This is a genomic window from Streptomyces sp. NPDC020996, from assembly GCF_040641355.1.
In the GTDB taxonomy this organism is placed as follows: domain Bacteria; phylum Actinomycetota; class Actinomycetes; order Streptomycetales; family Streptomycetaceae; genus Streptomyces.
Map to the genome: position 1 here is coordinate 17,291 of NZ_JBFADM010000062.1, position 22,895 is coordinate 40,185.

Genomic DNA, 22,895 nt, shown 5'->3' on the forward strand with positions numbered 1-22,895 from the left:
GCGCTTCCGCCGTCGACCGCAGAGAGGCAGCCCCTCATGACCTCCGTACAGGGAACAGCCGTGGACGTCCCCACCGAGGACGGCGTCGCCGACGCCTATCTGGTCCATCCCGACGACGGCGGCCCGCACCCCGGCGTCCTGCTGTTCATGGACGCCTTCGGCATCCGGCCGCACCTGCGGTCGATGGCCGACCGGCTCGCCGGCGCCGGCTACACGGTCCTGCTGCCGAACGTCTTCTACCGGCACGGCCGCACGCCCGTCTTCGACCTGCCCGAGTTCATCGACCCCGGCGCGCGGCCGGAGATCTGGCAGCAGATCAGCCCGGTGATGCGGTCGCTGACGCCCGGCCTCGCCATGCGCGACGCGGGCGCCTACCTGCGCTGGATGGCTGACTCCCCGCTGGTCGCCGACGGCCCGGTGGCGCTGACCGGTTACTGCATGGGCGCCCGGCTGGCGCTGCGCACCGCCGGCGCGTACCCCGACCGGGTCGCGGCCGCGGCCGGCTTCCACGGCGGGCAGCTGGCCACGGACGCGCCGGACAGCCCGCACCTGGCGGCCGGGAACATCACCGCCGAGCTGTACTTCGGCCACGCCGACGACGACCCCTCGATGCCGCCCGAGCAGATGAAGATCCTCGAAGACGCGCTGACCGCGGCGGGCGTGCGGCACCGCTGCGAGGTGTACCCGGGCGCCCGCCACGGCTACACCCAGGCCGACACGGCCGCGTACCAGAAGGAGGGCGCCGAGCGGCACTGGGCCGTGCTGCTCGACCTGCTGGAGCGCACCTTCTGAGGACCGGGGCGGACAGCGGCGCCGGCCGGCGCCGTCCGCCCCCATTGTTCATCTTATTGACATGCACGCGCCTGGGTGCCACTTTGAGAGCGCTCTCATGAAGGTACGGACCACTGCGGACCCACGCCTCGTGAGATCCCCCCACAACTCGTGAACCCCCACGGAGGTGGAGCGTGTTCAGAAAGCCCCTGCGCCGGCTCCTGGCACCGGCCGCGGCGACCGCGCTGCTCGGCGCGGTCCTCGCGGCCCATTCGCCCTCGACCGCCGAGGCGGCGGTGCCCGACACCATCCCCCTGACGGTGACGAACAACTCCGGCCGCGGCGAGCCCGTCTACATCTACGACCTCGGCACCCGGCTCAGCACCGGACAGCAGGGCTGGGCGGACGCCGCCGGCACTTTCCACGCCTGGCCCGCGGGCGGCAACCCGCCGACGCCCGCGCCCGACGCCGCCATCCCCGGCCCCGCGGCCGGGCAGTCGACGACGATCCGCATCCCCAGGTTCTCCGGCCGCATCTACTTCTCCTACGGCCAGAAGCTCGTCTTCAAGCTCACCACCGGCGGTCTGGTGCAGCCCGCCGTGCAGAACCCGAGCGACCCCAACCGCGACATCCTGTTCAACTGGTCCGAGTACACGCTCGACGGTTCCGGGCTGTGGATCAACAGCACGCAGGTGGACATGTTCTCCGTGCCCTACGCGGTCGGCGTGCAGCGCTCCGACGGGACCACGGCCACCACCGGCCACCTCAAGTCCGGCGGCTACAACGGCTTCTTCTCCGCCCTGCGCGGGCAGCCCGGCGGCTGGGCCGGCCTGATCCAGACCCGCTCCGACGGCACCGTGCTGCGGGCGCTGTCCCCGGGACACGGTCTGGAGACCGGCGCGCTCCCGGCGACCGTCATGGACGACTACGTGAACCGTGTCTGGCAGAAGTACACGACGTCGACGCTGACGGTCACCCCGTTCGCCGACCGGCCCGGCACCAAGTACTACGGCCGGGTGTCGGGCGGCGTCATGAACTTCACCGACGCCTCGGGCGCGGTGGTGACCAGCTTCCAGAAGCCGGACGCCGACAGCGTCTTCGGCTGCCACAAGCTGCTCGACGCCCCCAACGACCAGGTGCGCGGCCCGATCTCCCGCACCCTGTGCGCGGGCTTCAACCGCTCCACGCTGCTGGTCGACTCCGACCAGCCGGACACCACCGCCGCGAACTTCTACCAGGACACGGTGACCAATCACTACGCCCGGGCCGTCCACGCGCAGATGGCCGACGGCAAGGCCTACGCGTTCGCCTTCGACGACGTCGGCAACCAGGAGTCGCTGGTGCACGACGGCAGCCCCCAGCAGGCCTATCTGACGCTCGACCCGCTGAACTGACGCGAAGCCGAGGCGAAGGACCTCACCCCGCGGTGCGGGGTGAGGTCCTTGTGCGTGTGCGTGTGCGTGTGCGTGTGCGGTGGATCAGCTGGTCGTCAGGGCGGTGTCGTCCACGACGAAGCTGGTCTGGAGCGAGGAGTCCTCGACGCCGCTGAACTTGATGGTGACGGTGGAGCCGGCGAAGGAGGACAGGTCGAACGACTTCTGGGTGTAGCCGGAGGCGGCGTTCAGGTTCGAGTACGTCGCCAGGGTCGTCGATCCGGCGGTGACCGTCAGCTTGTCGTACTGCGTGCTGGTGGTGGTCTCCGCGGTGTCGACGTGCAGGTAGAAGGTGAGCGTCGCCTTGCAGCCGCTCGGGACGGTCACCGACTGCGACAGCGTGTCGGTGTGGGTGGAGCCGTAGCCGTCCAGCCAGGCGTAGTACGAGCCACCGTGGGCCGACTGGCTGCTGGAGTTGGTGATGACGCCGCTGGAGGCGGTCCAGGTGGTGTTGCCCGACTCGAAGCCCTGGTTGCCCAGGAGCTGGGCCGAGGTGCAGGTGCCGCCGCCACCGCTGGAGCTGACCGTCCAGGTGAAGGAGGCGGTGCCGGTCGCGCCGGTGGAGTCGGTCACCGTGACGGTGGTGCTGTAGGTGCCCGCCGTCGTCGGGGTGCCGGAGATGACGCCGGTGGAGCTGTTGATCGACAGGCCGGTGGGCAGGCCGCTCGCGGAGTAGCTCAGGGAGCCGCTGTTGGTGCTGCTCGCCGAGATCTGCAGGCTCACCGCGGTGCCGACGGTGGAGGACTGGCTGCCCGGGTTGGTCACCGTGACGCCGCTGCTGGGCGGGGTGATGTGGCTGCCGACGTTGATGCCGGCGAAGGCGTTGCCGACGCCGGCGTACTGCGTGGAGTTGGTGCCGTACAGCGCGGCGGCCGCGTTCAGGGCCGCGGTGCGGGCGCCCGCGTAGTTGGTGCTGGACGTCATGTACGTCGTCAGCGCCTTGTACCAGATCTGCAGAGCCGCGGCCCGGCCGATCCCGGCGACCGCGACACCGTCGGAGGTCGGGCTGTTGTACGTGACGCCGTTGATGGTCTTGCTGCCGCTGCCCTCGGACAGCAGGTAGAACATGTGGTTCGCCGGGCCCGAGGAGTAGTGCACGTCGAGGTTGCCGACACCGGAGTACCAGCTGTCGGCGGAGGAGCCGTCCTTGCTGGGCTTGTCCATGTAGCGCAGCGGGGAGCCGTCGCCGTTGATGTCGATCTTCTCGCCGATGAGGTAGTCACCGACGTCGGTGGAGTTGTTCGCGTAGAACTCCACGCCGGTGCCGAAGATGTCGGAGGTCGCCTCGTTCAGGCCGCCCGACTCACCGCTGTAGTTCAGGCCCGCGGTGTTGGAGGTGACGCCGTGGCTCATCTCGTGGCCGGCCACGTCCAGCGAGGTCAGCGCGTGGGTGCCGCCGGAGCCGTCGCCGTAGGTCATGCAGAAGCAGCTGTCGTCCCAGAACGCGTTGACGTAGGCGCTGCTGTAGTGGACGCGCGAGTAGGCGGCCACGCCGTCGTTCTTGATGCCGCTGCGCCCGAAGGTGTTCTTGTAGAAGTCCCAGGTCTCCTGGGCGCCGTAGGCGGCGTCCGCACCCGCGGTCTGGGTGTTGGAGCCGGCCCCGGTGCCCCAGACGTCGTCGGAGTCGGTCATCAGGGTGCCGGTCCCCGACGTTCCGTTGTTCAGGTTGTACGTCTTGTGGCCGCCGCGCGTGGTGTCGTACAGCTGGTACGTCGAACCGGACAGCGTGGTGTTCAGCGTCACGGTGCCGCTGTACTGGGTGTTGCCGGTACCGGTCTTGATGTCCTGGTAGCGGCCGAGCTCCTTGCCGGTGGTGGCGTCGGTGATGACGTGCAGCCGGCTCGGCGTGCCGTCGTCCTGCAGGCCGCCGACCACGGTCTCCCAGGCCAGCTTCGGGGTGCCGTTGCCCGCCCAGATCACCTTGCGGGCACTGTCGGCGGCGGGCTGCTTGGCGTCCAGCGCGCGGGCCGTCTTGAGCGCCTTGGTCTCGGCCGCCGCCTTGGTCAGGGTGGCGGCGGTGGAGGCGACCTTGATGGTGCGCTTGCTGTTGAAGGTCGTACTGACCGTGCCGGACGCCTTGGAGGCGGGCGGGGTGTGCACGACGAGGTCTCCGCCGAGGACCGGGAGGCCGGCGTAGGTGCGCTCGTAACGGGTGTGGACGGTGCCGTCGTTGTCCTTGACGACGTCCTTGACGACGAGCTTCTCCTTGGCGCCCAGGCCGAGCGTGCGGGCGGTGGCGGCGGTCTTCTTCTCCGCGCTCTTGATCAGCGCCGTGCGCTGGGCCGGGGTCAGCTTGGCCTCGAGGCCACCGGTGCGCAGGGGGCTGGGGTGGGCGGCGGCAGGCGTGGCGGTCGCCGGGACCGACTGGATGCCGACGGCGAGCATGGCTGCGGTGGAGACCAGGGCTCCTACCGCGACGCGCTTGCGGGGAATGCGTCTCACTCGTTCTCCTACTGCGACGGCCGCGGGGGCGGCCGGGAACAGACCGGGCAGACGGGTGTACTGACCGGGACGAGACAGCTGTGCGGGACCGTGACGGTGCGACGGGCACGTGGGGGGTGCGCGGCAGTTGAGGATGGCAGGATTGACCAGGTCATGTCAGCCCTGCTCCGGGCATTCGAGGGTTATCCCTCTGTCCGCGCACCGGAAGGGCGGGGCAGCCCGCTGACCAGGGACGGCCCGCCCGGACTCGGCCGGAACCGGCCTCCCTGCGGGGCGCGGTCGGGCCATCCGGCGGGGCGCGGTCGGGCCATCCGGCGGGGCACAGGAGGGCGCGGGCAGGCCGCCCGGCGGGGGCGCAGGCAGGGCGCGGGCAGGCCGCCGGGGCCGGTTGTCAGTGGCGGCGCGTACGGTCTGTCCCATGACCGATCAGTGGTGGGCGGGCGTGCGTCAGCGCGTCGCGGCCGCGGGCGCGACGGCAGCCGGGAGCAAGGTTTTCGGGGCCGTAGGACACGAGTGGGTGCTCGATGAACCGCTCGCGCCCGCCGAGCTGGCCGAACTCGAGACGCAGACGGGCGTGCGGCTGCCCGAGGAGTACCGGGACTTCCTGCTCCACGTCGGCGCGGGCGGCGCCGGGCCCGCGTACGGCGTCTTCCCGGTGCGGCGCGTGCGGGGCCGCTGGCGCTGGGAGGGCGACGGCGCGGACCTGGCCGACCTCGGCAGGCTCGCGGAGCCGTTCCCGGAGCACGGCCCGGACCCCGAACTGCTGAAAGGCCTGCTCTCGCAGTGCCCCGAGGAGGAGGATTTCACCGACATCGAGGACTTCGACGAGGCCATGGAGGCGTGGGACGAGAGGTGGGCGGCGGTCCTGTTCGACCCGGATCGCACCGTCGGCGCCGTCGCGATCTGCCACCTGGGCTGCGCCCAGCGGGAGTGGCTGATAGTCAGCGGCACCCGGCGGGGCACGGTCTGGTCCGACTGCCGCGCGGACGACGTCGATCTCGCCCCGCTCCTCGACGACGACGGCACACCGCTGACGTTCGCCCGCTGGTACCTGCGCTGGCTGGAGGAGGCCGAGCGGACGACCCTGACCGGCCCCTGAGCGGCCCCTGACCGGCCCCTGACCTGCAGCCCACCGCTCCCGGGGAGCCGTCCGGTTCGAGGGGATCTAGGCTGGTTCGTGTCGTTCGTCACGCAGGAAGGGCGCGGTCCATGCAGGTCTTCATCGTCGGCACCGGGAACATGGCGGGCGGGATCGGCACCCGGGCGCTGGCCGGCGGGCACTCCGTGCGGCTGATCGGCCGGGATCCCGCCGGGGCGCGGGAGCTGGCCGGGGAGCTGGGCCGCCGGGTGCCCGGAGGGGACGCGGCGGCCGCCGAAGCGGACGCGGTCGGGGAGGCCGACGTGGTGGTGCTGGCCGTGCCGTTCGAGGCCGCCAAGGAGGTCGTGGCCTCCTACGGGCAGCGGCTGGCGGGGAAGACGGTCGTCGACATCTCCAACCCGGTGGACTTCTCGACCTTCGACTCCCTGACCGTGCCGGCGGGCTCGTCCGCGGCCGAGGAGATCGCCGCGGCGGCCGTGCCGGGAGTCGACGTGGTGAAGGCCTTCAACACCACGTTCGCCGGGACCCTGGTGGCGGGCGAGGTCGCCGGGATCCCGCTGGACGTGTTCATCGCCGGGGACGACGCGGACGCCCGCGCACGGGTCGCCGAACTCGCCTCCTCCGGGGGCCTGAACCCCGTGGACGTCGGCGGACTGCACCACGCCCGCGAACTGGAGGGCTTCCAGCTGCTGCACATGGCGCTGCAGACGCGGCCCGAGGGGCACGGCTGGATGAGCGGCATCAAGATCATCGCTCCCTGACGGGCAGCCAAACGTCAGCGTGAGCACCCGAGTTGAAACCTGACCGGCCTCGATCACCGGCTGCGCTCGTTGCTACCGTGCACCGGTGTCTGACTCTTCACGCGATACCGCCGCGGGCGCCGGCTGGGGAACCGCGGAACGCGGCGATTACCAGCTGCTGATGCCGCACAAGGTCGAGAAGCTCTCCTGGCTCAGCCCGAAGACGCTGTGGGCCGCCCGCAACGGCGTGCTGGCCTCCTGGTTCGGGGATCCCACGGGCCGTACCCGCAGCCGCTGGGTGGCGCAGCGCGCGGCGGCCGGCGCACCGGCCGACAAGGTGATCCGGCGTGACGGCCCGGACCGCTTCTCCTTCCTGGTCGTCGGGGACACCGGCGAGGGCGACGACTCCCAGTACGCGGTCGTGCCGGGCCTGCTGAAGGCCGGCCGGGGCACCGACTTCGCCGTCATCGCCAGCGACGTGATCTACCCGGTGGGCAGCGCGGACGACTACGACACCAAGTTCTTCCGCCCCTACCAGCACTACCGGGCGCCGATATACGCGATACCCGGCAACCACGACTGGTACGAGGACCTGGGCGCCTTCATGCGCGTCTTCTGCGACGACGCCCCGCCCCTCGCCCCCGAACCGGCGCCGCGCCCGCTCACCCGCGCCTGGCTGCGCTCGCTCCTGTGGCACCGGCCGCGCCCGACGGACGGTCAGCACCTCCAGAAGGCCAGGGAGTTGCGGTCGTCGGCCGACCAGCAGGCCGTCCAGCCGGGCCCGTACTGGGCCATCGACGCCGGGCCGGTGCGGATCGTCGGCATCGACACCGGACTGCTCGGCACCCTCGACGCCGAGCAGGGCGCATGGCTGCGCGAGGTGTCCAAGGGACCCCGCCCGAAGATCCTGATCACCGGCTCGCCCCTGTACGTGGACGGCGAGCACCACCCCTGTCCCATCGAGGGCGGCGGCACCGTCGACGACATCGTCCGCGCGCCCGAGCACCGCTACGTGGCCGCGATCGGCGGCGACATCCACAACTACCAGCGCTATCCGGTCCAGGTGGACGGCCGCACCGTGCAGTACGTCGTCTCGGGCGGCGGCGGTGCGTTCATGCACGCCACCCACACCATCCCCCGGGTCGGCATCGCCGGCGTCACCGAGCGGGACTTCCGCTGCTACCCGCTGCGCGGCGACTCCCTCGCCTTCTACAGCGCGCTCTACGGCCGCCGGCTGCGGCTGCGCCGGTTCTTCGCCCTCACCGAGGCCGAGGCGACGGCGGTGGTCTCGGAACGCCTGGGCATCCCGCCGACCCGCGCGCCGGGCGGCCCGGTGCGGGTGACGCGGCGGATGCGTCTGCTGGCGAGCCTGCTGGGCGCGGGCGGCCGTCCCGACCGCACCTCGCGGTTCCGGCTCCCGGTGCGCAAGCTGTACACACGGCTGTTCTCGCCGGGCTCGGCGACGTACAGCCCGCCGTTCTTCAAGCAGTTCCTGCGCCTGGACGTCACCCCCGAGGCGATCCGGCTGCGCTGTCACGCCGCCACCGGCAACCGCGCGCAGGAGATCGACCCGCCCGTGGAGGACGAGGTGATCATCCCGCTGATCTGATCACATTGCCGCAATGTTCGCCTGCGACAATCGGAGCCAGCACTGACGTACGACCGCAGGAGAGCTCCGTGCCGTCCACCCCACGACCGTTGCGCAAGCTGGGCTTCCTCACGATCGGACTGTTCGACGAGGCGGACCCGCGCCGCGGGCACGAGTCCACGCTGGAGATCATCGAGCTGGGCGAACGGCTCGGCTTCGACAGCGCGTGGGTGCGCCACCGGCACCTGCAGTACGGCATCTCCTCCCCCGTCGCCGTCCTCGCCGCGGCCTCGCAGCGCACCCGCCGCATCGAGCTCGGCACCGCCGTGATCCCGCTCGGCTGGGAGAACCCGCTGCGGCTGGCCGAGGACCTGGCGACGGTCGACCTGCTGTCCGGCGGACGGCTCAACCCGGGCGTGAGCACCGGCCCGCCGATGCACTACGAGCGGGTCAGGGACGCGCTGTACCCGGACACGGCCGACGCCGAGGACTTCGGCTACGAGCGGGTACGGCGCCTGCTGGACTTCGTGCGCGGCGAGCGGGCCACGGACTTCAGCGGCACCGAGGGCTTCGAAGTGTTCAGCGACCGGGTGCAGCCCCACTCCCCGGGGCTGGGCCGGCGGATGTGGTACGGCGGCGGGAGCCTCGCCTCCGCGCGGTGGGCCGGCGAGCACGGGATGAACTTCCTGACCAGCAGCGTCGTCAAGGCGGAGGGGCCGGAAGGAGCGGCCGAGTTCGACTTCGCCGGGATTCAGCTGTCGCTCATCCGGGCCTTCCGCGCCGCCCACCCCGACGGCGAGGCCGCCCGTGTCTCGCAGGGCCTGGTCGTCATCCCCACCGACTCCGCCTCGCCCGGACAGCGCGCGAAGTACGAGGAGTACGCGGCCGCGCGCCTGCCCCGCACCGCTTCTCCGCAGGGACCGGGGCGGCTGCTGTTCGCGCCGGACCTGGTGGGCCCCGCGGACCGGATCGCCGAGCGGCTTTCCGCGCAGGCCGCGTTCCGCGAGGTCGAGGAGGTCGCGTTCGCGCTGCCGTTCACCTTCGAGCACGAGGACTACGTGCAGATCCTCACCGACATCGCCACGAAGCTCGGCCCGGCGCTGGGGTGGCGCCCCGCCGGCTGAGTCACCGGAGGCCCGGCGTCACCAGAGGCCCGGCCGGGTGCCCACGACCGGCTCCGACGGCCTGCCGTCCACCCCGAGGGGCACGTCGCCCGCGAGCATCACCCGGTGCATGATCCGGGGGTATCCGAGGTGGGCGCTGTCGGCGGGCGCGAGGTGGATGGTGGCCCGGTTGTCCCAGAAGGCCACGCTGCCCGGCTCCCACCGGAATCGCACCGTGTACTCGGGCCGGGTCGCCTGCTCCAGCAGCATGTCGAGCACGGCCCGGCTCTCCGGGCGGGACAGGCCGGCGATCTGCTCGACGTAGTAGCCGTTGACGAACAGCACCCGCTCCCCCGTCTCCGGATGCACGCGCACCAGCGGGTGCAGGGAGGCGACCTGGTGGTCGAGCAGGTGCCGCAGGTACGCGTCGTCGCCGGGCCGGGGCTGGTAGCCGACGCCGAGGCGGTGTTCGGCCCTGAGGCCGTCGGCGAACTCCCTGACCGGCGCGGACAGTCCGGCGTAGGCGGCCGCCAGGTTCGACCAGGTGGTGTCGCCGCCGTACGGCGGCACCGTCTCGGCGCGCAGGATCGTCGCCGCGGGCGGGTCGACGCGGGCGCCGTGGTCGCAGTGCCAGCCGCGCAGCAGCGTGTGCCGGCGGCGGTGCAGCCATTCGTCGTGGTCCATGCCGAACCGTCCGCCGAGCTCCAGCCGGTCGGCGGTCGTCTCGACCTCGGGGAAGTCCGCCGGGGAGGCGCTGCCGCGCCTGGGCAGCACGACCGGTTCGCCGAAGCGCCGGGCGAACGCGATGTGCCCGGCGTGGTCGAGGTGCTGCCCGCGGAAGAACACGACCTTCCAGCGCAGCACCGCCGCCCGGATGGCGGCGACCACGGCGTCGCCGAGGTCGCCGGTCAGGTCGACGCCCGTGATCTCGGCCCCGATGTGCCCGGCGACCGGCCTCACCTCGATCCCCGCGGCCTCGATCCCCGCGGAATCGATCGCCGCGGAATCGATCGCCGTGGCCGCGTCGGGCTCGGCGGACGGGTCGGCCGCCGCCGTGTCCCGCCCGGCGCCCCGCTCCGCCGTCATACGCGCTCCACCACTCGTCCGCTCCGGCTCCGGTCGAGCCGGGCCCCTTCTCCCTGCTCTCTCCCCCGGTCGATCACTCCTCACGCCGTCCGTGACACCGGAAGAAACGCTGGGGCGAATGGGATCGTTCCGCCACCGATCCCCTTGCCGAGCCTCTATGTTCGCGGCGGTACCCGTTTCGCGGTCCCTCGTCCCGGAAGGTCTTCCGCATGCGCCACGCACTTCGCACCGCCGTCGTCGGCACGGTCGTCGCCGGCACCGTCCTGACCTGCGGCACCGCCGGCGCCACGCCTCCCGGACCGGGGGTGACCGGCCGGCTGATCAGCCAGACCACGATCGGGGACACCGACTACGTGCTGCGGGAGATCACCGTCCCGCCGGGGCAGAGCACGGGCTGGCACTACCACGACGGACCGCTCTACGGCTTCGTGCGGCAGGGCACCCTCACCCACTACCACGCGGACTGCACGGTGGACGGCGTGTACCGGACGGGCACCACGGTGCGTGAGCCGAGCGGGCCGGACGAAGTCCACCTCGGCCGCAACCAGGGCGACACGCCGCTGGTCCTCGACGTGCTGTACGTCCTGCCGCACGGCGCGCCGTTCTCCGAGGACGCGCCGAACCCGGGCTGCGACGTGGAGTGATCCCGCGCGCCGGGGAGACACCGCGTGCGTTGCGCGACGGTGACACCTGGCAACGCGAACTGCTCACCGTCCTGGGCCGAAACCGCCGACGGCCGGCCGAGGTGCTGCAAGCGCGAATGCCGCGCCTGCGGTACCACGCACCGGAAGCCGCCTACCCGGCCTGGATCGACGTCCGGCGGCTCGCGCTCGAAGACCCCCCGTCGAAAGGGTGTTGAAGGCCGGCAACGTCCTGCTGGACGGGGGCGCCCCCTTCGGCCCCGACGCCGACGCGTTCCTGCGGCTGAACTTCGCCACCTCGCAGGCCGTCCCCGAGGACATCCTCGCGGGCCTCACCCACGCCCTCGCGGACCAGCCCCGAGCGTGAACCACGCCGTCGGCGCCCGGGGCGGGTGGGACCCGAACCCGCGGCCCGGCGGACGTCAGGCCCGGTGGGCGCGCAGGGCGGCGAGGGCCCGGTCGGCGTGGGTGTTCATGCGCAGTTCGCTGCGGACCACCTCCAGGACGGTGCGGTCCTGCGCGATGACGAAGGTGACCCGCTTGGTGGGCGCGAGGGTGAATCCCCGTTTCACGCCGAACGCCTCGCGCACGGCCCCGTCGACGTCGGACAGCAACGGCATGCCGAGACCGTGACGGCCGGCGAACTCCTGCTGGCGTTCGACGGGGTCGCCGCTGACGCCCACCGGCCGGGCCCCGACGGCGGCGAACTCGGCGGCCAGGTCGCGGAAGTGACAGGCCTCCGCGGTGCACCCGGCGGTGAGCGCGGCGGGGTAGAAGAACAGCACCACCGGCCCGTCGACGAGCAGTTCGCCGAGGCTGCGGTCGGTGCCGGTCTCGTCCGGCAGCGTGAAGTCCCCGACCTTGTCGCCGACTTCCGGACGCCCCGTCACGACCGGCCCTCCGCACCGCGCGCGACGCCACGGGCCCACAGCACGAGGGGCAGTTGCAGCGGCAGGCGTCCGAAGGCCGCGGCCTTCTGCGGTGCGGGGCGGTGGCGCCAGTCCACCGCCATCTTCACGTTCGCGGGGAACACGCCGACGAAGAACGCGGTCGCGGCGAGCGCGGCGGCCTTCCGGGTGCGCGGCGCCGCGAGGCCCGCGGCCAGCGCGAGTTCGGCGGCGCCGCTGGCGTACGTCCAGGTGCGAGGGGTGCCCGGCAGGGCTCGCGGGACGATCGCGTCGAACTGGCGTGGCACGGCGAAGTGGGCGGCACCCGCGGCGGCCAGCAGGCCGGCGAGGAGCAGGGGCGAGCGTTCGGACCGGGACACGGTTCCTCCTCTGATCGTCTGCGGCGCGATGTTACCGGACGGTAGAGGTCGGTCGGAGCGGCAACGGGCCCTGGCCGCGAGACCGGATGCGCGGCGGCCCGGTCCGCCCGGCCCCGCCGCTCGCGACGGCGGCGCGTGCGTCAGGTGCCCGGCGTCACGGGCGCCAGCCAGATGCCGACGATGGCGTCGGCCAGGCCGGTGGCGGCGTCGTGCCAGGTGGACCGGGGCGTCGGTCTGCCCTCGGCGAGCGCCCGTTCCCGTTCGGCGGGCATCTGCACGATCAGGAGGCGGGCCATCTCGCCGCGTTCGGCGCGGACCTCTGCGGGCAGATCGGGCAGACACCGGTTCAGGCCGTCGATGATCTCGCGCAGGGACGGGGAGGCGAGGGACTCCTCCACGACGATCTCGCGCAGCGCCGGATCGGTCAGCAGCTGGGCGCAGAACCGCGCGTACCAGGTGGGGCCGCCCAGCTCCCCCAGGTGTTCGGACATGGGGCGCACCAGGCAGTCCACCCAGTCGCGCACGTCGGTGGAATCGCGGATCCCGGCCAGCAGCCGGGACCGGATCTCCTCGATGCGGGTGGCGTGCTTGCGGACGATCGCGCGGACCAGGTCGGCCTTGGTGCCGAAGTGGTAGCCGACGACGGTGTTGTTGCCCTGCCCGGCGGCCTCGCCGACCTGACGGTTGGACACCGCGTTCACACCGCGCTCGGCGAACAGCCGCTCGGCGGCGGCCAGGATCAGCTCCCGGGTCGCACTCGCCTGCCGCGCCCGCACCGTGCTGCCGGCCATGATCACCACCGCACCGGGACTTCGCTCCGCCCGCCGGCGGCCAGTCCCTCGAGCCGCCGCGGGTGCGCCGCCGACGCGGCGGCCTCCCGCGCGAAAGCCTACGCAACGGCACGTCACAGGGGCACCGGCCCGCCCCGCATCGGCCGCGCACCGGCCCGGCAGGCGCCCGGCCACGCACGCGCCGGGCACCACCCGGCCGCCTCCGCCCGCCTCCGTCCGCGCTTGTCCGCATACATCCATATACGCCCGCCGGTCTCCGCCCGGCCGCATCCGCCGACTTCCGTCCACTGTGGCCGCCTCCGCCGCCTCCGTTCGCTCCAGCCGCCGCCTCCGTCCGCTCCGGCCGTCGCGCGGCCCGGCAGGGGCAGGCGCTACAGTAAGTCAATCACCTGCCTTAAATTACGCAGGCGCACGGCTCTCCACCACCCCCGATCCGGAGGCACCTCCATGCCCGATGCCCTCGCCGAACCCGCCGACGCCACGGCCTCGGCCCCGCCGCGACCGAACGCCGTGGTGCCCGTGCTGGCCTTCGCCGGCATCGTCGTATCGCTGATGCAGACGCTGGTCATCCCCATCGTCCCCGAACTGCCCAGGCTGCTGGACGCCCCCGCGTCGGACACCGCGTGGGCCGTGACCGCCACGCTGCTCGCCGCCGCCGTGGCCACGCCGGTGGTGGGCCGGCTCGGTGACATGTTCGGCAAGCGGCGGATGCTGCTGGTCAGCGTGATCCTGCTGGTGACCGGCTCCGTCCTGTGCGCGCTCAGCGAGACGCTGGTGCCGATGATCGTCGGACGGGCCGTGCAGGGCCTGTCGGCCGCGGTCGTGCCGCTGGGCATCAGCATCATGCGGGACGAGCTGCCGGCCGAGCGGCTCGCCGGATCGACCGCGCTGATGAGCGCATCCCTCGGCGTCGGTGGCGCCCTCGGCCTGCCGACGGCGGCGCTGATCGCCGACCACTTCGACTGGCACGTGCTGTTCTGGAGCTCGGCCGCCATGGGCACGGTCGCCCTGGTCCTGGTGCTGCTGTTCGTGCCCGAGTCCGCGGTGCGCAGCGGCGGCCGCTTCGACGTGGTGGGCGGCCTCGGCATGGCGACCGGTCTGATCTGCCTGCTGCTGGCGATCTCCAAGGGCGCCGACTGGGGCTGGTCCAGCGGTCTGACCCTCGGACTGTTCGCCGCCGCCGTCCTGGTGCTGCTCGCCTGGGGCCGGTTCGAACTGCGCACCTCCGAGCCGCTGGTGGACCTGCGCGCCACCGCCCGCCGCCAGGTGCTGGTCACCAACATGGCCTCCGTCGCGATCGGGTTCGCGATGTTCGCGATGTCGCTGGTCCTGCCGCAGTTGCTGCAGATGCCGGAGCAGACGGGCTACGGCCTCGGCAGGTCGCTGCTGACCGCCGGCCTGGTCATGGCGCCGTCCGGCCTGGTGATGATGGCGTTCGCCCCGGTGTCGGCCGCGGTCTCCCGGGCGAAGGGGCCGAAGGTGACGCTGATGATCGGCGCGCTGATCGTGGCCGCCGGTTACGGCCTCAACATCGTCCTGATGAGCGAGGTCTGGCACCTCGTCGTGGTGTCCTGCGTCATCGGCGCCGGCATCGGTTTCACGTACGGGGCCATGCCCGCCCTGATCATGGGCGCGGTGGACCTGTCGGAGACGGCCGCCGCGAACAGCCTCAACACGCTGATGCGCTCGATCGGCACGTCGGTCGCCAGCGCGATCGCCGGTGTCGTGCTGTCCCAGATGACGATCAGCCTGGGCGGTTACGAACTGCCGTCGGAGGACGGCTTCAAGGCGGTCATGGGCCTCGGCGCGGGCGCCGCCCTGCTCGCCTTCGCCGTGGCGTCCTTCATCCCCCGCCGCCGGCCCCTGGCCCCGGCCGAGGCCACGCCCCGGGCGGCGGAGGCACCGGCAGCCGCCTCCTGAGGAACCGACGCGCTGCTCACGCGAGCCGCCGACCGCCGGGCCGGGGCCAGGAAGGTCGGCGGCGAGCCACGGGGGCCCGGGCAACTGGCCGGATGCCGCGGGTCGGCCCGGGCGTCCGGGCCGACGAGGGCCCTCGCCGGCCCGGACGCGCTCAACTCGGCCTGGTTTGAGGCCGAGTCCGAGTGCCTCGGCGCAACGGCGCCCCCTCCCCGGCCCGCGGCGGTTGCGCCGTTCAGGGGAAACCGGTGGGCGGGATGCGTGGCGGTGGGCGGGAGCGTCGAGACCTTCTGCCGTGACCCTGCCCCTGATCCCGCCCATGCTCGCCACCCCGGGCAGCCTGCCGCCCGCCGCGCAGGACGCGCGCTGGGCCTATGAGACCAAGCAGGACGGCCAGCGGGTGGTCGTCTACCTCGAAGGCGACGGCAGCGTGCTGCTGCGCGCCCGGTCCGGGGAGGACATCACCGCCGCGTACCCCGAACTGGCTTCGCTGGGACGGGCGTTGGGCGCAACGTCGGCGGTACTGGACGGGGAGGTGCTCGCGCTGGACGAACAGGGGCGGGCGGACTTCCAGTTGCTGCAGTCCCGCATGGGGCTCGCACACGCTCCGGAGCGGGCCGCGCGCCGGGCCACGCAGGCTCCTGTCCATCTCGTACTCTTCGACGTCATGCATCTGGCGGGCCGCCCGCTCGTCGGGCTCTCGTACACCCGGCGGCGCGGGCGCCTGGAGGGCCTCGCCCTCGACGGCCCCTTCTGGTCGACGCCCGCCGCCCTCGTCGGACACGGCGAGCAGGCGCTGCGCGCCACCCGCGAGCACGGCCTGGAGGGCCTGGTCTGCAAGCGCCTGGACTCGGTGTACGAGCCGGGTGTGCGCTCCCGGTCCTGGATCAAGATCCGCAACATGCGCAGCGAGGACGTCATCGTGGGCGGCTGGCTGCCCGGCAAGGGCCGCCTGACGGGTCTGCCCGGCGCCGTCCTGGTCGGCCAGCGCGCCGCGGGACGCCTGCGCTACGTCGGCAGCGTGGGGACCGGCTGGAGCGAGGCGGAGCGGTCACAGCTGGCGGCGCTGTTGCGGGCCGCGGCGTCCAAGGTGTGCCCCTTCGATCCCGTGCCGCCGGTGGCGGGGGCGCGCTGGGTGCTGCCCCGGCTGGTCGGCGAGGTCCGCTACAGCGTGCGTACCCGGGCCGGGATGCTGCGCCAGCCGTCCTGGCTGCGGCTCAGGCCCGACCTGGCGCCCGAGGAGGCGGCGGCCGACCTCCCCGGCAGCCTCCCGGACGACCTCCCCGGCAGCTTCCCGGACGGCATTCCGGACGGCCTGCCCGACGACATTCCGGACGATCCCGCCTGACACCGGCGACGCACCCACCCGACGCCACGCCATGGTCCAAGTTTTGGGCAGCGGTTCACCGCTGGTACGCGCGTGACCCCTTGGCCCGGACGTGAAAAGCGGGGAAGCTGAACTCCCCTTTCCCCCACAGCCGTTGGGCTGCGCTCAAGAGGAGCACGCAGTGTCGTCAACGAAGTTCAGGACACACCGCAGGAGATGGCTGACCGGTCTGGCCGGCGCCGCCGCTCTCGTCGTCGCCTTCCCCGCCGTCGCCTTCGCCGCCCCGCCCCAGGCACTGCCCGCCAACGCGGAGGCCGCCGAGTTCACGTACCAGCCGGCGTTCGACTACGACACCGACGGCTGCTACTCGACCCCCGCCATCGGCCCCGACGGCACGATCAACGGGGGCCTGAAGCCGACCGGCGCCCTCAACGGCAGCTGCCGGGACGCCTCGGACCTGGACAACACCAACAGCTACTCGCGCTACAAGTGCAACAACGGCTGGTGCGCGTACATGTACGGGCTGTACTTCGAGAAGGACCAGGCCCTGGCCGGCAGCAGCATCGGCGGGCACCGCCACGACTGGGAGCACGTCGTGGTCTGGGTGCAGGACAACCAGGTCAAGTACGTCTCGACGTCGAACCACGGCTCGTTCACCGTCCACGCGGCGTCCGACGTCCGGTTCGAGGGCACCCACGCGAAGATCGTCTACCACAAGGACGGCATCAGCACCCACTGCTTCCGGCTGGCCAACTCCAACGACGAGCCGCCGGAGAACCACAAGGGCACCTGGCAGTACCCGCCGCTCGTCGGCTGGAACGGCTACCCCGCGGGCCTGCGCGACAAGCTGAGCGCGTACGACTTCGGCAGCGCCCACTTCGGCCTGAAGGACGACAGCTTCGCCTCACACCTGTCCAAGGCGCTGCCGTCCGGCATCACCTTCGACCCCAACGCCTGACGCGAAGAACCCGCGCAAGCTGACCCGCGGCCGGTCCGTCGGCCCGCCCCTCACCCAGGTCACTCAGGGCTCCCGGAGCCGCCCCGGCTCCGGGAGCCCTGCTGTGCGCGGCGCGGCGCGGCGTGGCACGGCACGGCGCGGCGCGTGACGGCGGCTGAGGCGGCCGCGCCGCCGTCACGGCGGAGCCCCGGCACGAGGACCGGCCCGCCCCTTGCGCCGGGACCGCAGGCCGGCTCGGCCCGTTTGTTAAACCTGTGTGTCGGCTTGCCTCCCCCGGCCCCGGCCGCCGCCCCGGCCCGCCCGCCGCCGACGCGTGCGCCCGCATCGCAGATTTCCCTGCACAGTCCCGGAGTTGAGTGCACCGGCCGGGACGGGTGCGGATCGCGCCGTGTGCCGCGTCCGATTTCGGAACCGTCGTCTGCGGGCCACCTCACAGATTCCGCTGGTGGCGGACCCGCGATCCCTGGGTGTTTACTAAGCCAACCCAATCGACCCATTCCAGTAGACACCTGGACGGTACCCAGCATGCCCTTGACCTCAGGACCGGCTTTCGCCGGCCGGCGCACCGTAATCAAGACCGCCCTCGCCGGGGCCGGCATGCTGTCGGCCTCGGCACTCCTGGGTGCGTGTGGTGCCCAGCCGTCGAAGAAGACGTCCCCCGACGCGGCCGCCACCATCGGCAAGGACACCGGCAAGCAGATCGACCTCCTGCGGGTGGTGCTGCCCGGCTCCCTCTCCAACCTGTATCCGGGCCAGGAGTCCGGCATCCTCAACTACATCGTGGCCGGGGTCTGCCTGGAGGGCCTGTTCGGCGTCGATCCGTCCGGACAGCTGGTGCCCGGCCTGGCGACCAAGGTGCGCCGGTCCGGCGCCAAGCGGTACGTCTACACGATCCGGTCCGACGCGAAGTTCCAGGACGGCAGCCCGGTCACCGTGGCGGACATCCTCTACTCCATAGAGCGGGCCCGGGACACCGCGGCCTCCCCGAGCACCGCCGCCTACTGGGCGGACCTGGACACCGCCGAGCAGACCGGCGACCACCAGATCACCCTCACCAGCAAGAGCGGCAACGAGTCCTTCGCCTGGCTCCCCTCCAACGCCGACGCCCTGTGGATCCTCCCGAAGGCCACCTGGCAGAAGGGCAAGGGCAAGATCGGCACGGCGTCCGCGCTTCCGGTGGGATCGGGCCCGTACAAGGTCACCGACTTCGCCCCCGACTCGCACGTGGAGTTGGAGCGGGTGGACACCTGGTGGGGCACCGCGCCCAAGGTCGCCCGGATCCGCTTCGACTTCATCCCGGACGACAACACCCGGCTGCTGGCCTGGAAGGCCGGCAAGGCGGACCTCGCGCTCAACGTGCCGCCGGCCGCCTCCCGCCAGTGGGAGAACGCCCCGCACACCCGGGTCGTCCACACCCCGGACCGCTCGTACGTCGGGCTGACCTTCAACACCGACGTCAAGCCGTTCGACGACGTCCACGTGCGCAAGGCCATCGCCCACGCCGTCGACCGGCAGGCGATCGTGCGGGACATCCTGCGCGGCCACGGGGCGGTCGCCACCGCGCTGTCCACCCCCGAGCAGTTCGGCGGCCTGTGGAGCCCCGCCGAGGCCACCAAGCGGCTCGCCGCGGTCCCGCAGTACGACCACAGCCTGGACAAGGCCCGGCAGGAACTGGCCAAGTCCTCCGTGCCCAAGGGCTTCACCGCGAGCATCTCCTACCCCAGCACCGGCCCCCAGCTGGGCACCGCCGCGCTGGCGCTGGCCGCCGACCTGAAGAAGATCGGCATCACCCTGCACGTCAAGGAACTCGCCATCGAGCAGTGGCTCTCCGAGCTCGGCACCCACCCGGGCCTCGGCTACATGTGGTACTTCAACACCACCGGCGACCCCGGCGAGCTGGCCTCCTGGCTGCTCGGCGCGGACAATCCCGCCCGGTACACCAACCGCAGGGTCACCACCCTGCTCACCGACGCGGGGACCGAGTCGGACCCGGCGAAGCGGGCCGAGCTGCTGATCCAGGCGCAGAGCGCCCAGGCCGCCGACGTCGCCTACGCGCCGCTGTGGTGGGGCCAGTCCGCCGTCGCGCTGACCGACGCGGTGGGGCTGAAGGACTACACGTCCTACACCCTGCTGGGCGAGTGGCCGACCCGGGTGTACGCGGCGAAATGACCCGGCAGCTCCTCGCCTTCCTCGTCCGTCGCCTCGGCATGACGGTCCTGCTGCTGCTCGCGCTGTCCCTGCTGGTGTACGGGCTGATGTTCCTGGCGCCCGGTGACATCGCCCGCAACCTGCTGGGCACCAGGAACGTCACGCCGCAGGCGCTCGCCGAGGTCCGGGCGCAGTACCACCTGGACAAGCCCTTCCTGTGGCAGTACGCGCACTGGCTGGCGGACGCGGTCACCGGTGACTTCGGGGACTCCATCCGCACCGGCGCCCCGGTCGGCCGGATGATGCGCGAACGCCTCGGCCTGACGGCGGCGTTGTCCGCCCTGGCCTTCCTGCTGTCGGTGCTGGTCGCGATCCCGGCCGGGGTGGCCGCGGCGCTGCACCGGGGCGGCCGGCTGGACCGGACGCTGGTGGGCTGGTCCGTGGTCGGGATCAGCGCCCCCGGGTTCGCGGTGGGCCTGATCCTGCTGTACGTGTTCGCGGTCGGCCTGGGCTGGTTCCCGGTCTACGGGACCGGCACCGGGTTCCTCGACGGCCTGTGGCACCTGGTCCTGCCCGCGGTCACCCTCGCCCTGGGCCTGGGCGCCTTCGTGGTGAAACTGACCCGGGCCGCGGTGGCCCGCGAACTGGACGAGGACTACGTGGTCTTCGCCCGCAGCCGGGGCCTGGGTCGCGTCAGGGTGCTGACGATCGTGCTGCGCAACGCCGCCATCCCCATCCTCACCAGCCTCGCGCTGATGGTGGGTTACCTGTTCGGCGGCACCCTGCTGGTCGAGGTGACCTTCGCGCTGCCCGGCCTGGGCGCGCTGCTGGAGCAGTCCGTGCTGTTCAAGGACTTCCCCGTGGTGCAGGCGCTCACCGTGGTGGTGGCCGTGGTGATCTCGCTGACCGCGCTGCTGGCCGACCTCGCCTACCTGGCGGTCGACCCGCGGATACGCACCCGGATGACGCGATGAGGAGCCCCGTGAGGACCGTGAAGACGGCGAAGTCCGCGCAGGCGACGGTGGAGAAGGCCGGGAGGGTGACGACGGTGAAGACAGCGCGGACCCGCCGGCCGCTCGCCCCCGCCCTGTCCGCCCTCCTGCTGGTGGCCGCCGCGCTGTGCGCGGCCCTCGGCTCGCTGATCGCCCCGCACGCGCTGGACCAGGACCTCTACACCGGTGTGGTGGGCGCCGGGGTGGAGGGCCATCTCCTCGGCACCGACCAGTTGGGGCGCGACATCCTGCAGCTGTCCGTCGCCGGGGCGCGCTCGGCGCTGGTCGGCCCGGTGCTGGTGGCGTGCGGCTCGATGCTGCTGGGAGCCGGGCTCGGCCTGCTGGCCGGCTACCACGGCGGAGTGCTGGACGCGCTCGTCGGCCGCTACGCCGATCTGGTGCTGGCGCTGCCCGCGGTCCTGCTGGCGGTGGTGGTCGCCGGACTCCTCGGCGGCGGTTACTGGGTCACCGTGGCCGTCCTGACCGTGCTGTTCTCCCCCTCGGACGTGCGCCTGGTCCGGGCCGCCGTGCTGGAGCAGACCACCCGCCCGTACATCGACTCGGCGCGGCTGCTGGGCATCGGCTCCGGACGGATCATGATCCGGCACATCCTGCCCAACATCGCGCCCACCGTCGTAGCCAACGTGCTGCTCAACGCGGCCTTCGCGCTGGTAGCGCTGTCCTCGCTGTCCTACCTCGGGCTCGGCGCGCCGCCCGGCGCCCCGGACTGGGGCAGGCAACTGGCCGACGGCCGTGAACTGCTCGGCGACAACCCGCTCGCCTCGATCGTCCCGGGAGTGCTCATCATCCTCACCGCGACCGCCGTCAACCTGCTCGGTGACTGGGTCTTCGAGCGTCTGGACCGCACGGTGGCCCTCCGATGAGCGCGCCGCTGCTCTCGGCCCGCGGCCTCCGGGTCACCGGCCCGCTGGGCACCGTCGTCACCGACGTGGACCTCACCGTGGAGCACGGCCGCACGCTGGGCATCGTCGGCGAGTCCGGCTCCGGCAAGTCCCTCACCGTGAAGGCGCTCAGCGGCCTGCTGCCGCGCGGGCTGACCGCCACCGGCGCCATCGAGCTGGACGGCGAGGCACTGGACCCCGACGGCTCCGCGCCGCAGTGGCGCCGGATCCGCGGCTCCAGGATCGCCGTTCTGCCGCAGGACCCGTTCACCTCCCTGTCTCCGCTGCACCGCTGCGGCACGCAGATCGGCTGGGCCGTCGCCGACCGCCGCCGCCGCGCCGGGCGGGTGACCGAGCTGCTGGCCGAGGTGGGGCTGCCCGCCGAGGTGGCCCGCCGCCGCCCGTTCGAGCTGTCCGGCGGGATGCGCCAGCGAGTGGCCATCGCCGCCGCGCTGGCCGGGGACCCCGACCTGCTCGTCGCCGACGAGCCGACCACCGCCCTGGACGTCAGCACGCAGGCCGAGGTGCTGGACCTGATCGCCCGGCTCCAGCGCACCCGGCGGATGGGAGTCGTCCTGATCACCCACGATCTGGCCGTGGCCCGCAGCCGCTCCGACCGGATCATGGTGATGTACGCCGGGCGTGTGCTGGAGGAGGGGCCCGTCGACGACGTGCTCGAGCGTCCCGCGCACCCCTACACGGCGCGGCTCGCGGCCTGCGACCCGCCGCTGGACGTGCGGCTGGCCACGCTGCCCACCATCCCCGGGGCGGTGCCGCCGCCGCACACCGTGGGCGGCGAGTGCGCCTTCGCGGCCCGCTGCGCCCTCGCCGTCGACGCCTGCCGCACCACCCGGCCGGAGACGGTCGAGGTGCGGCCCGGCCATCTGGCGTCCTGCCTGCGGATCGGACAGGCCGACCCGCGACCGCCGGTCACCGAGGCGCCCGAGCCGGAGCCCGCGCGGGAGGAGGCCGGCCCGGCGCTGACCGTCCGCGGACTCAGGCGGCGTTTCCGGGGCGCCGAGCAGCCCGCGCTGGACGGAGTGGACCTGACGGTCCGTCAGGGCGAGGCGGTGGCGGTGGTCGGCGAGTCCGGCTCCGGCAAGACCACGCTGGCGCGCTGCGTCGTCGGCCTGGAACGGCCCGACGAAGGCAGTATCGAGTTTCCCGGCGCCCCGGCCGGGCCGCAGCGGGTCCAGATCGTCTTCCAGGACCCGTACTCCGCGCTCAACCCCGGTCTGACCGTCGGCGCCTGCCTACGGGAGGCGCTGGCCGCCGCCGGCCGCCCGGCCTCGGAGGTCGCCGGACTGCTCGCCCTGGTCGGGCTGCCCGCCGAGCACGCCCGCCGCAGGCCCCGGGCGCTGTCCGGGGGAGAGCGGCAGCGGGTGGCCATCGCCCGTGCGCTCGCCCCGCGGCCCAAGGTTCTGATCTGCGACGAGTCGGTGTCGGCCCTGGACGTCTCCGTGCAGGCCGGGGTGCTCAACCTGCTCTCCGGGCTGCGCCGCGACCTGGGACTGACCCTGCTGTTCATCACCCACGACCTCGCCGTGGCCCGGCAGGTCGCGGACCGGGTCCACGTCATGCACCGAGGGCGCGTGGTGGAGAGCGGTCCGGCGCACACCGTGCTGTCCGCGCCCACCCACCCCTACACCCGGCGTCTGCTGGCCGCCCGGCCCGCCGCCCACTGACCGCC

20 protein-coding genes are annotated in these 22,895 nt (G+C 72.8%); 15 read left to right on the forward strand and 5 right to left on the reverse strand.

Features of this window, described 5'->3' with window-relative positions:
• Positions 1–36: 36 nt before the first annotated feature.
• Positions 37–792: a dienelactone hydrolase family protein gene (locus AB0G63_RS31535; RefSeq protein ID WP_360757235.1), complete on the forward strand. Its 756-nt coding sequence runs from the start codon at positions 37–39 to the stop codon at positions 790–792.
• A gap of 173 nt (positions 793–965) precedes the next feature.
• Positions 966–2,165 (forward strand): glycoside hydrolase family 64 protein, encoded by a 1,200-nt coding sequence (locus AB0G63_RS31540; RefSeq protein ID WP_360757238.1) that lies wholly within the window; start codon positions 966–968, stop codon positions 2,163–2,165.
• 84 nt (positions 2,166–2,249) lie between these two features.
• On the opposite strand, the gene AB0G63_RS31545 is transcribed toward AB0G63_RS31540, so the two are convergent.
• On the reverse strand, positions 2,250–4,646 hold the full coding sequence (locus tag AB0G63_RS31545) for a M4 family metallopeptidase (protein WP_360757240.1): 2,397 nt from the start codon (positions 4,644–4,646) through the stop codon (positions 2,250–2,252).
• Positions 4,647–5,064: 418 nt separating this feature from the next.
• Between AB0G63_RS31545 and AB0G63_RS31550 the strand changes: the two genes are divergently transcribed.
• The 4 genes from AB0G63_RS31550 (at position 5,065) to AB0G63_RS31565 (ending at position 9,197) form a co-directional block, all read left to right on the forward strand.
• Positions 5,065–5,745 (forward strand): SMI1/KNR4 family protein, encoded by a 681-nt coding sequence (locus AB0G63_RS31550; protein ID WP_360757243.1) that lies wholly within the window; start codon positions 5,065–5,067, stop codon positions 5,743–5,745.
• Positions 5,746–5,855: 110 nt separating this feature from the next.
• Positions 5,856–6,506, forward strand: coding sequence for an NAD(P)-binding domain-containing protein (locus tag AB0G63_RS31555; RefSeq protein WP_360757245.1), 651 nt, complete (start codon positions 5,856–5,858; stop codon positions 6,504–6,506).
• An 85-nt stretch (positions 6,507–6,591) separates the two neighbouring features.
• Positions 6,592–8,094, forward strand: coding sequence for a metallophosphoesterase (locus tag AB0G63_RS31560; RefSeq protein ID WP_360757247.1), 1,503 nt, complete (start codon positions 6,592–6,594; stop codon positions 8,092–8,094).
• A gap of 68 nt (positions 8,095–8,162) precedes the next feature.
• Positions 8,163–9,197, forward strand: a complete 1,035-nt coding sequence (locus AB0G63_RS31565; RefSeq protein ID WP_360757249.1) for an LLM class flavin-dependent oxidoreductase — start codon at positions 8,163–8,165, stop codon at positions 9,195–9,197.
• 18 nt (positions 9,198–9,215) lie between these two features.
• Here the strand turns inward: AB0G63_RS31565 and AB0G63_RS31570 are convergent, their stop codons facing one another.
• Positions 9,216–10,262, reverse strand: coding sequence for a TauD/TfdA family dioxygenase (locus AB0G63_RS31570; RefSeq protein WP_360757252.1), 1,047 nt, complete (start codon positions 10,260–10,262; stop codon positions 9,216–9,218).
• 209 nt (positions 10,263–10,471) lie between these two features.
• On the opposite strand from AB0G63_RS31570, the gene AB0G63_RS31575 reads away from it, so the two are divergent.
• Together AB0G63_RS31575 and AB0G63_RS31580 are read left to right on the forward strand one after the other, a co-directional pair.
• Positions 10,472–10,906: a cupin domain-containing protein gene (locus AB0G63_RS31575; RefSeq protein ID WP_360757254.1), complete on the forward strand. Its 435-nt coding sequence runs from the start codon at positions 10,472–10,474 to the stop codon at positions 10,904–10,906.
• Positions 10,907–11,114: 208 nt separating this feature from the next.
• Positions 11,115–11,270 (forward strand): hypothetical protein, encoded by a 156-nt coding sequence (locus tag AB0G63_RS31580; RefSeq protein WP_360757257.1) that lies wholly within the window; start codon positions 11,115–11,117, stop codon positions 11,268–11,270.
• Positions 11,271–11,325: 55 nt separating this feature from the next.
• Here AB0G63_RS31580 and AB0G63_RS31585 read toward each other — a convergent pair whose 3' ends face one another.
• The 3 genes from AB0G63_RS31585 to AB0G63_RS31595 form a co-directional block, all read right to left on the reverse strand.
• Entirely contained in the window at positions 11,326–11,793 is a 468-nt protein-coding gene (locus tag AB0G63_RS31585) for a peroxiredoxin (protein WP_360757259.1), read from the reverse strand.
• Positions 11,790–12,170, reverse strand: coding sequence for a hypothetical protein (locus tag AB0G63_RS31590; protein ID WP_360757262.1), 381 nt, complete (start codon positions 12,168–12,170; stop codon positions 11,790–11,792). The genes AB0G63_RS31585 and AB0G63_RS31590 overlap by 4 nt, the downstream gene beginning before the upstream one ends.
• 140 nt (positions 12,171–12,310) lie before the next feature.
• Positions 12,311–12,961, reverse strand: a complete 651-nt coding sequence (locus AB0G63_RS31595; protein WP_360757263.1) for a TetR family transcriptional regulator — start codon at positions 12,959–12,961, stop codon at positions 12,311–12,313.
• A 447-nt stretch (positions 12,962–13,408) separates the two neighbouring features.
• Between AB0G63_RS31595 and AB0G63_RS31600 the strand changes: the two genes are divergently transcribed.
• From AB0G63_RS31600 to AB0G63_RS31630, 7 genes are all read left to right on the forward strand, one after another.
• On the forward strand, positions 13,409–14,881 hold the full coding sequence (locus tag AB0G63_RS31600; protein WP_360757265.1) for an MFS transporter: 1,473 nt from the start codon (positions 13,409–13,411) through the stop codon (positions 14,879–14,881).
• Between the two features lie 292 nt (positions 14,882–15,173).
• On the forward strand, positions 15,174–16,226 hold the full coding sequence (locus tag AB0G63_RS31605) for an ATP-dependent DNA ligase (protein ID WP_360757268.1): 1,053 nt from the start codon (positions 15,174–15,176) through the stop codon (positions 16,224–16,226).
• 160 nt (positions 16,227–16,386) lie between these two features.
• A complete protein-coding gene (locus AB0G63_RS31610) occupies positions 16,387–17,163 on the forward strand; it encodes an NPP1 family protein (protein WP_360757270.1) in 777 nt (258 codons plus the stop codon).
• A gap of 525 nt (positions 17,164–17,688) precedes the next feature.
• Entirely contained in the window at positions 17,689–19,332 is a 1,644-nt protein-coding gene (locus tag AB0G63_RS31615; RefSeq protein WP_360757272.1) for an ABC transporter substrate-binding protein, read from the forward strand.
• Positions 19,329–20,285, forward strand: a complete 957-nt coding sequence (locus tag AB0G63_RS31620; protein ID WP_360757275.1) for an ABC transporter permease — start codon at positions 19,329–19,331, stop codon at positions 20,283–20,285. Before AB0G63_RS31615 ends, AB0G63_RS31620 begins: the two co-directional genes overlap by 4 nt.
• 8 nt (positions 20,286–20,293) lie before the next feature.
• Positions 20,294–21,187, forward strand: coding sequence for an ABC transporter permease (locus AB0G63_RS31625; RefSeq protein ID WP_360757278.1), 894 nt, complete (start codon positions 20,294–20,296; stop codon positions 21,185–21,187).
• On the forward strand, positions 21,184–22,890 hold the full coding sequence (locus tag AB0G63_RS31630; RefSeq protein ID WP_360757281.1) for an ABC transporter ATP-binding protein: 1,707 nt from the start codon (positions 21,184–21,186) through the stop codon (positions 22,888–22,890). The genes AB0G63_RS31625 and AB0G63_RS31630 overlap by 4 nt, the downstream gene beginning before the upstream one ends.
• The last annotated feature ends 5 nt before the right edge of the window (positions 22,891–22,895 follow it).